The following is a 9,281-nucleotide window of genomic DNA, read 5'->3' on the forward strand; positions in this document are numbered from 1 at the left end:
AAGCCTGAGGGTATAGAGGGTGGCCGGGGATTGCGCCCCGGCCAGAAAGATCACGCAGCGCGGATCAACCGAAGGTGCAGGAGGCCTCGTGCTCGTCGGGCTGGTAGCCCTCGAAACCCGGGGTGCCGTAACCGGCCGAGGGGGTGACGATCAGCTCGCCCTCTTGCGGCGTGATGCCGAACCATTTTTCCGACAGCTTTGCCATGGTGCCGTCGATCTTCAGGCATTCCAGCGCGGAATCGAACAGGTTGCGCGTGGCGTAATCTTCGCGGCGGAAGGGCAGCGCCCAAGACAGGCCGGTGTTGATCTGGAAGGCGAATTCAAGGTTCGGGTTCATCTTGCCAGCCCATGCGGTGGCAGTCATGCCCGCCATGCTGGCATCAGCGCGGCCCGAGGTGACGGCCTCGAGCGCGTCGGACGAGGTGCCAAAGGTCAGCACGGTCAGGTCCAGTTCCTCGGCCCGTTCGGTCAGCCATGTCTCGTACAGCGAGCCCTTGTTGGCGGTGACGGTCTTGCCCTTGAGGTCTTCGATGCTGGCGATGCCCGATCCCGGCTTGGCGGCGAAACCAAAGTTGGTTTCCATGAAGCCTTCGGTGAACAGCAGTGTTTTCGACCGCTCTTCGGTCACCGTGGTCGGCGCGGCGATATAGTCAAAGGTTTCCGAATGCAGCGCGGGGAACAGGCCGGTGTACTGACCGGCGATGATTTCGATCTCGACGCCAAGCTTTTCGGCCATCGCTGCGGCGATATCGACGTTGAAACCCTGAATGCCGCCATCCAGCGACGGGAAAGCATGCGGCGCAAAGGTGCCGTCGATGCCCGCCTTGTAGCTGTCCTTGATCGGGGCGATTTCGGCGGGCGGCTCGCCCTCGGCATGGGCGGCAGTGGTGGCAAGCAGAGCGGCGATGACGCCGAGGGATGCGAGTTTGAAGGACAAGGGGGAGGTCTCCTGTTGGATCGCGCATTGTCAGCATGCGCTGTGCCGCCAAACTCGGGGCGGCGGGCGCTGGATGCCAGATAAAACAGGATTATCTGAAGAGTATAAGTATAAATCCAGATTATATTATAGGAATTCGGATAGGTTCGGGGGCAGTAGAGCCGTCAGGGTAACCACCTGTTATTAAGCCATTAATTTTGGATGTTAAACAGGCTGAAAACCGCATCACCGCCGTCACGGTTCCGCGTCGTCCCGGCCAAACACCTCGGAAAATCTGCGTAAACTTTGGGCATATCGCCAGCTGGACCCGGCGAAATCCACGCGTTTGCGATCATTCAGGCCCCGGCTCGCGCCCGCGCAACGCCCGGAATTTGAAGAATCCCACCCGCTTGTGGAATAGCCGGGGCATCGTAATTTTCAGGAACCCGCCCGTGACCTCCCCCAAGACCGACACCCCCCTCCAGATCCTGATCTCGGCCCCCGACGATGCGGTCGCGCAGTTTCAACCCGCGATTGCCAAGGCGCTGGACGCCGCCGGAGTGCAAGCCCATGTTGCCCCCGATCTGCCCCCCGAAGAGGTGGATTACATCGTCTTCAGCCCCAACGGGCTTATCTCTGATTTCACGCCCTTTACCCGTGCGCGCGCGGCGCTGTCGCTGTGGGCCGGGGTCGACAAGGTGCTGCACAACCCGACGCTGACCCTGCCACTGGCGCGCATGGTCGACCCCGGCCAGCGCGAGGGGATGATCGAATACGTCACCGCCCATGTGCTGCGTCATCATATCGGGATGGATCGCTACATCACCGCGTCGCAGGGCTGGCAACAGGTCGCCCCGCCCTTGGCGCGGGATCGCAAGGTGACGGTTCTGGGCCTCGGCGAGCTGGGCGGGGCCTGCGCCAACGCCCTTGCCGCGCTGAAATTCGACACCCACGGCTGGAGCCGACGCCCCCGCACCCTGCCCGGCATCACGGCCCATAGCGGCGATGCTGGTCTGTGCGATGCGCTCTCGGGCGCCGATATCGTGGTGTGCCTGCTGCCCACGACACCGCAGACCGAAAACGTGCTGAACGCGGCGACGCTGGCGCTGCTGGCCCCCGGCGCTGTGGTGATCAACCCGGGCCGAGGTTCGCTGATCGACGATAGCGCCCTGATCGCCGCGCTGGACAGCGGCGCGCTTGGCCATGCCACGCTGGACACGTTTCGCATTGAACCCCTGCCCGAGGATCACCCGTTTCGCGCCCACCCCAAGGTCACGGTCAGCCCGCATGTCGCCTCATTGGTGCGCGTCGAGACCAGCGCGGCGGTGATCGCCGATAACATCCGGCGGGGCGAAGCGGGCGCGCCCTTTGTGCATCTGGTCAATCGGCAGGCGGGGTACTGATCAGGCTGTCGACGATCAGGCGGCGCGCGGCGGACCGGTCAGGCGCCGTGCGCGTCAGCAGCACCAGTCGGCGCTGATAGGCCGCGCCATCGGCCAAGACCCGCGCGCCTTTCAGCCCCGCCCAATCGGGCACCAGCGACGCGCCAATGCCGCTTGCCACAAGATCCGAGATCACCTCGAGCCCGTCCAGCGCACACAGCACATGCGGCATGATCCCGCGATCCGCCAGATAGCGCGCGGCGATCTGCCCGCCCCAGCTTTCGGGATCATAGGCGATCAGCGGCAGGTCGGCAAAGGCGGCCTCGGCGGTCCGCGCCGGGTGATCTTCGGGCACGAGCAGACGCAACGGCTCGCTGCGCAGCGCGTGCTGCTGCAACCCGAACGGTGTCGGAAACGGCGGCGCGACGATCAGCGCCGCGTGCAGGTCTTCGGACAGCACCGCGTCATACAGCGCCGCCGACGAGCCCGGCGTGATCTGCAATTCCAGCTGCGGCGCGCGGCGGCGCAGATCCATCAGCAGCCCCGGCACGCTGGCGGTCAGCAGGGTTGAAATCGCCCCCAGCCGGAACACGCCCTGCACCACATCCGCATCGGCGCTGCGCTGCAGATCATGCGCCAAGCTGACGATGCGACGCATCGCGGGCAGCAGATCGCGCGCCGCAGCCGAGGGCGCAGAGGCATTGGCCCGCCGATCCAGCAGCCCCTGCCCCAACTGTCGTTCCAACACCTGTATGCGCTGGCTGACCGCTGCGGGCGTCAACGCCTGCGCCTGCGCGGCTGCCACGATGGAGCCATGGTCGACCACCGCCAGCAGGCTCTCCAGAAATCGCGTATCCAAAAGAATTTCTTTCTCTCAGGGGTAAAGATTTTCGTTTTTCCTTTCTCTGCCGATTGGCTACCTCAAGGCAACCTTATACCGGAGACTCCAATGAAATCTGTGTTCCACCTTGCCCTGCATGTCACCGACCTTGATGAAACCCGCCGGTTCTATGGCGATGTACTGGGCTGCGCCGAGGGGCGTTCGACCGACACTTGGGTCGATTTCGACTTTTTCGGCCACCAGCTGTCGATGCATCTGGGCAAGCCGTTCGAAACCACCCGCACCGGCAAGGTCGGCGATCACATGGTGATGATGCCGCATATGGGCGCGGTGCTTGGCCTCGACGACTGGAAAGCGCTGGCCGCGCGGCTGCAGGACAACGGCATCGCGTTCGACATCCCCCCTGTCATCCGCTTTGAGGGCGAGCCGGGCGAGCAGCGCACCATGTTCTTCTTCGACCCGTCGGGCAACCCGATCGAAATCAAGGGCTTTGCCGACACCAGCGGCATCTTTGCCAGCTGACGACGCAGCCCCCCCCCCATTGATCTAGGAATATCAAACCGCCGCGCGCTGGTACTTGCCTCATCGCGCGGCCTTGGGCGCAGCATTGCCGAGGCACTTGCGGCTGAGGGCGTGCGCGTCATGCTGACGGGGCGCGACGCCAACGTGCTGCAAGACACCGCCGCGCAGATCAATGCGCGCGGCGCGGGACAAGCCGAATGGGTGACGGTCGGTCTGAGCGCGCCGGATTTTGCCGCCAAGCTGGCGGATCATGTTCGCGCACAGATGGGCGGCGTCGACATTCTGGTCAACAACACCGGCGGCCCCAAGCCGGGCGCTGCGCGTGATATCGAGGTGGCGGAGCTGATGGCTCAGGCGCAGGCGATGGTGGCGTCGGTGATCGACCTGACCGGGCGGCTGATCCCGGACATGTGCGCGCAAGGCTGGGGGCGGGTGCTGACTGTCGCCTCATCGGGCATTGAACAGCCCATCCCGAACCTCGCGCTGCCCAACACCCTGCGCGGTGCTCTGGCGGGCTGGAACAAGACGCTGGCGAGCGAAGGTGTGACCTGCAACATGCTGCTTCCGGACCGTTTCAACCGCCGTCACCGGTGGATACACCGGGTCCGCGACACCCCGCGCAAGCCTGCTGATGATCGACGCCAGCATCCCAGCCCTCCATAGGCACCGAACACAACCCTACCTTAGGATAGGGATTCCATATGGGTTCGTGCACTTAACTGTCATTTTTTCAGGGTTAAGGTTGGGCGGCGATCCACACCATACGTCGGATGATGTTCATAAGGCCCATATGTATCACGCCAATGTCGTCCGCTGCGAAGGCCGCTTGGGGGAGGGTCACATGGGTCAAAATTCGATGGAAATTATGCCGCCGCCCGGGTCACTTCCCGGTGGAAATCAACGCGCATGGCTTTAGGGGCGATGCGGGCGTGTGTTTGCAGATGTTGTGCTGGATCCGTGGCGAAGCGATCCGCTTGGAATGGCTATTCTTCCAGCCGTTGCCAGTAGGCCGAGATATAGGCCCCCCGTGCGGCGTGGCCTGTCTTGCGCCATTCTGCGCGAACTTGTGACGCTTGGTTGCGCTCGGCAACGAACCACAAGAACCGAGGGCATTGCTCGGAAATGACGGCCCGCGCGGCATCTGCCATCATCTCCTGCGTGCCCGGTGCCGCGAACGCGATTTCGACCCCGGCGTGGTCGGGAAACGGGTAGTGCGCGGCGGCTTCCTGACCGGGGTAGAGCGTAAATCGGCCGGTGAGGTCTGGGTTGGCCTCTAGAATACGCGCCACAGCGGGGAACCCGGTTTCATCGGCAAACCCGCTGATTTCGCCGGAAATGCGGCAGCCACCCCCCCCGGGGTTGGTGATTAGGACCTCGGACCCGATTGGCACGGTGCTGGCCCATTGCGTGGCGCGAGCACCGTCATGTTCAAACAGATCAAGGCATAGGGTTCCGGCGTCGTGGTCAACGCTGCGGGCGGTATAGACCGGCAGGTGCAGCTTGTCCGCGCCTTGGGGCCATTGGGTCGCACCGTTCGCGCCGACGGCGGGCCATTGCATGGGCCTCCCCTGTGGGCCGATGGCCAGCCGGAAATGGATCGCATCGTCTGAAAAACGCGAGACATCCCCGCGCAAGATAACCCGCAGAAAACCGCCCCTGAGCGGCGCGACCGAGCCGACCGTCATCACATTGACGTTAGCGGGCAACTGCCCCTTTTGGGGCGCGTCATTCCAGCGGATGCTCTGCGCGATCTTTGGAAAACCCGCGCCTATTTGCGCAACGAGCGCATCTTTGAGCACCTGAAGGTGACCCGCATGTGGTGCGAGGATTTCGGCGCGGGCCCCACCGTCCAGCGGCGCAAAGCCGATGCGTCCGTAGTAGGTGTCGACCCTTATGCCGGTCTTGTCATCCTGCGCGATGGTCAGGTCATGCTCGGCGGCCTGGGCCAGCGCGCCTTGGCGCAAGCGCGCGAAATCCGCGCCAATCAGATCGGTGCGCGCGATAACGTCAGGCATGTGTGGGGGCCTTTTGTCCGGCAAACCGCCAGATCAACGGAAGCGTGGCAAGCGAAACGGCGCAAGCCAGTGCGAAGAAAACGCCATAGCCGAAGTGTTCGGCAACGAACCCCGCCGCCGTGCCGGAAACCATGCTGATGGCGGCGTCGGCGCATTGAAACAGGGTGAAATCAACCCCCCCCTGGCGTGGATCGGACCAGTTCATGAACTGCCCATATAGCGCGACAAAACCAAAAGCCATGACAGCAGCGCTGGCCACCATAGCAATCGGGGCGACCAAAGCCGTGGGCAAAATCGTATCGCCCGCAGACAGTGCAACCAGCCCCAGAATGGCCGATTGCAAGACGATGGCACCCACCAGAGCCCCGCGGGCGCCAAAGCGGCGCACGGTTGCGCCGCCAACAATGGCCCCCGCAAAGCCCAAGGTCAGGCTGCCCACACCGCTGAGGATACCTAGCTGCGCCAAATCATAGCCCGCATCAATGAAATAAGGGCCAAACATGCCCATCGCGGTCTTTTGCGCGACCACATACAGCGCGGCCACCACCAGCCCCCTGCGAACCTCGGGGCGGCGCAATGCAGCGCGCAGGCTGGGTTGGTGCGGGCGGCTGGCGGTTCCAGCCGCGCGGGCGACGAAGGCGAACGGCAGGCACAGCACTGCAACCACCAGCGCCATGCTCCAAACACCGACGGTCCATCCCGCCTGATCAACCAGGATCAGGAAAACGCCCCCGCCGATGGCCGCGCCCAGATAGGCGCCACCCACTTGCGCGGCATTGCCCCAACCATAGCGCGTGTTCTTTAACGCCTCGACGGCATAGCCATCACAGGCGATGTCCACCGTGGCCGTGGCAAAGGCAGCGACCATCAGCACGCCCAGAACCGGCAGCACCGGAAACGGGCCGATCAGTCCAACCAGCACAAGGGTTGCGATCACAATCGCCGCCCCCGCCAAAACGATGGTGGTTGACCGATCTCGCCCACCATCCGGCAGGCGGAACCGTTCGACCCGTGGTGCCCAAAGGAATTTCAGCGCCCAAGGCAGCACCAGAAGCGAAATCAGCCCAATGCGATCCAGCGGCAGATCCTGCGCGCGCAAAACGCCCGGAAGGCCCGTCCATGTCACGCCGCTGATGACGCTTTGCGCGACATAGACGCCACCGATTGCCCCGATGACGCCCCATGAACCCCGCTGCACAGCCATCAGAAGCGGTAGGCGATACTGGCCGTCGCGGTGCGGCCTTCGGTGCGGTAGCAATACCCGGCGCTACAGGTCTGGTCGGTGTTGTCGAACACGTTCTTGACATTCACCTGCAGGCCCAGCCCGTCATAGCCGACCCGACCAAAGTCATAGGACAGCGACAGATCCGCATAAAGCTGGTCGTCGTTCTTGAACGTGTTCTCGTCATCGCCCCAGCTTTCGCCCACATAACGCAGACCGGCCCCAAAGCCCCAACCCGCAAGCGCGCCGTTGGTGGGTTCATAGAACGCCCAGACCGATGCAGCATGTTCCGGGGTCGCGGACAGCTGGTTGCCCTCGGTTCCGGTGGCCCCGCGTTCGATTTCCATATCCAGATATGTGTAGGATGTGGTCAGCCGCAGATCGTTGGCAAAGTTGAACTGCCCTTCGACCTCGAACCCGCGCGAGCGCAGATCATAGGGCACCTGCACCTGATACAGCCCGCCGAACACCGTGGAATCGACCGTCTGAAACACCACGCCGTCTTCCTGTTGGATGTCGAACAGCGATGCAGTGATCAGACTTTCGGTGCCGGGAAGCTGGTATTTCAGGCCGATTTCCTTTTGCAGCCCGCGCGTGGGATCGCCGGTGTGGCCGCTGTCGGGGTCGGTATTGCTGTCGTAGACGATGCCTGTGGTGGGCACGAAGCTGCTGGAGACGTTGGCAAAAACCGACAGGTCGCTGTTGATTGCATAGCTCAGGCCAAGCCGCCCCGAAAATCCTTCGTCCGACGTGTCGGTGCCATCGTGCGCCGCGTCAAAAGTGGTGGTTTCGACCCAATCGTACCGCCCGCTCAGAAAGACAGTCCAAGGGCCGCTGCTCAGTTGATCATGCAGATAGATGCCGTATTGGTCCATGTCCTGACCGCCGGAATAGGGCTGATCGGCCGCATCCGTCGCCGCGGCTGACACGTAGCCCACACCGCCATAATAGGTTTCATAGGATGAGCGGGCAAAATCAAACCCGCCCACGACCGTATGCACCCAAGACCCGGTGGAAAAAGCCGTCTCAACACTGGTGTCGATTGTCAGGTTTTCCGAATCTTCCAGGTAATGGCCCCAGTAGCGGCCAAAACCCGCACCCGTATCGTAGACGCCGCTGAATTCCAGATCGGCGTCGACCTCGGAATAGCGCAGCTTCTGGCGCAGGGTGATCGTATCGGTCAACGCGTGTTCGACCTCGTAGCCGATGCGCCACTGCTCGTTGACGAAATCGTTGTAATCGGGATCGCCAATATAGTAATCCGATGCCTCGCCGTAGGCCTCGTTGTAATAGGATGCCGTGCCCCCGCGCGTCGATTTGGCGTATTCGCTTAGCAGGGTGATGGTGGTGCGGTCTGTCAGCTCATATGTCAGCGCGGGCGCGATCATGTTGAGATCGTCGCTATAACCATCGAGCGGCGTGTCCGCATCGCGGGTCACCCCGGTCAAGCGATAGCTCAGGCGCCCGTCGCCCACGGGCCCGGTAAAGTCAAAGGCCAGTTCCTTGCGGTCATCGGTGCCAAAGGTCAGCTGAATCTCGTTAAAGGATTCATCCTTGGGGCGTTTGGACACCACATTGACGATTCCGCCCGAGCCGCTGACGCCGTACATGGACGACGATGGACCTTTGAGCACCGAGACCGCCTCAAAGCTATAGGGGTGGTTCTGGTACCACGCCGAGGGACCATTCACCTGCCGTAAGCCGTCACGAAACAAGCCATTGTAATAGCTAGAAAATCCACGAAGATAGACCGCATCGTAGCGGCTGTCGTATCCAAAGGCATTGACGTTGGTGCCCGAGCTGTAGCCAAGGGCATCCAACAGCGTGCGCGGCTGCTGGTCTTCGATCTGGTCCTGCGTGACGGTGCTGATGTTCTGCGGAATGTCGCGGATTGCGGTGTCGACGCGGGTCGCCTGACGGCCGCTCTCGGCGACGTATCCGTTTTGCACCAGCGTGTCGTCGCTTTCAGCTTCCAGATACAAAGTGCCCAGATCTATGCCCCCGGCATCCTGAGCCTGCGACGTGGTCGAAAATGCGGTAAGCCCCGCGAGCAGGGCAAGTCGAGAAACACTCATGAGAGCCTCCGGCTAGACCTTGGCTACTCCGTGTTTGCTCAGGCTTGGATTGTGAATTTTCTGCTATCTGACTATTTCAGTCATGATTGACCACCAGCCTTCATGGCCCATCGCAGCGCCAACGAAATATCGTTGCGCGTCTGCAACAGCCGGTCCTGCGCGTGGGGCATGATCTTGCCCCACTGGAGTGGTCCACCCTTTGGGATAATTTACCCCGTATCACGGAGAACTACGACGATGGCAGGCGAACCAGTTTGAACCGCGCCTGGTTTGTCGGAGGCAGATTGTCGTTAGGGTCAGGATGCATT

General features: G+C 62.5%; 8 protein-coding genes. 3 read left to right on the forward strand and 5 right to left on the reverse strand.

Features of this window, described 5'->3' with window-relative positions; translation table 11 throughout:
* Positions 1-64: 64 nt before the first annotated feature.
* A complete protein-coding gene (locus tag KO516_RS03525; protein WP_216002428.1) occupies positions 65-937 on the reverse strand; it encodes a transporter substrate-binding domain-containing protein in 873 nt (290 codons plus the stop codon).
* A gap of 431 nt (positions 938-1,368) precedes the next feature.
* Between KO516_RS03525 and KO516_RS03530 the strand changes: the two genes are divergently transcribed.
* Positions 1,369-2,319: a 2-hydroxyacid dehydrogenase gene (locus KO516_RS03530; protein WP_371742022.1), complete on the forward strand. Its 951-nt coding sequence runs from the start codon at positions 1,369-1,371 to the stop codon at positions 2,317-2,319.
* On the opposite strand, the gene KO516_RS03535 is transcribed toward KO516_RS03530, so the two are convergent.
* A complete protein-coding gene (locus KO516_RS03535) occupies positions 2,297-3,157 on the reverse strand; it encodes a LysR family transcriptional regulator (RefSeq protein ID WP_216002429.1) in 861 nt (286 codons plus the stop codon). The genes KO516_RS03530 and KO516_RS03535 overlap by 23 nt on opposite strands.
* 90 nt (positions 3,158-3,247) lie before the next feature.
* Between KO516_RS03535 and KO516_RS03540 the strand changes: the two genes are divergently transcribed.
* Positions 3,248-3,661 (forward strand): VOC family protein, encoded by a 414-nt coding sequence (locus KO516_RS03540; RefSeq protein WP_216002430.1) that lies wholly within the window; start codon positions 3,248-3,250, stop codon positions 3,659-3,661.
* A 48-nt stretch (positions 3,662-3,709) separates the two neighbouring features.
* Positions 3,710-4,324 (forward strand): SDR family NAD(P)-dependent oxidoreductase, encoded by a 615-nt coding sequence (locus tag KO516_RS03545; RefSeq protein WP_252737375.1) that lies wholly within the window; start codon positions 3,710-3,712, stop codon positions 4,322-4,324.
* A 320-nt stretch (positions 4,325-4,644) separates the two neighbouring features.
* Here the strand turns inward: KO516_RS03545 and KO516_RS03550 are convergent, their stop codons facing one another.
* From KO516_RS03550 to KO516_RS03560, 3 genes are read right to left on the reverse strand one after another with little or no spacing between them, the layout of a single operon-like run.
* Entirely contained in the window at positions 4,645-5,676 is a 1,032-nt protein-coding gene (locus KO516_RS03550; protein ID WP_216002431.1) for a siderophore-interacting protein, read from the reverse strand.
* Complete coding sequence (locus KO516_RS03555) at positions 5,669-6,880, reverse strand: MFS transporter (RefSeq protein WP_216002432.1); 1,212 nt, start codon at positions 6,878-6,880, stop codon at positions 5,669-5,671. Before KO516_RS03555 ends, KO516_RS03550 begins: the two co-directional genes overlap by 8 nt.
* Positions 6,880-8,973: a TonB-dependent siderophore receptor gene (locus tag KO516_RS03560; RefSeq protein WP_216002433.1), complete on the reverse strand. Its 2,094-nt coding sequence runs from the start codon at positions 8,971-8,973 to the stop codon at positions 6,880-6,882. Before KO516_RS03560 ends, KO516_RS03555 begins: the two co-directional genes overlap by 1 nt.
* Positions 8,974-9,281: the final 308 nt, after the last annotated feature.

Origin of the sequence: Citreicella sp. C3M06 (assembly GCF_018860705.1) — a bacterium.
Classification (GTDB): Bacteria; Pseudomonadota; Alphaproteobacteria; order Rhodobacterales; family Rhodobacteraceae; genus Salipiger.

Excerpts from the sequence above, each read along its gene's own strand:
- KO516_RS03540 (WP_216002430.1), top strand. The coding sequence starts at position 3,248 with ATGAAATCTGTGTTCCACCTTGCCCTGCATGTCACCGACCTTGATGAA.
- KO516_RS03560 (WP_216002433.1), bottom strand. The coding sequence starts at position 8,973 with ATGAGTGTTTCTCGACTTGCCCTGCTCGCGGGGCTTACCGCATTTTCG.
- KO516_RS03555 (WP_216002432.1), bottom strand. The coding sequence starts at position 6,880 with ATGGCTGTGCAGCGGGGTTCATGGGGCGTCATCGGGGCAATCGGTGGC.
- KO516_RS03550 (WP_216002431.1), bottom strand. The coding sequence starts at position 5,676 with ATGCCTGACGTTATCGCGCGCACCGATCTGATTGGCGCGGATTTCGCG.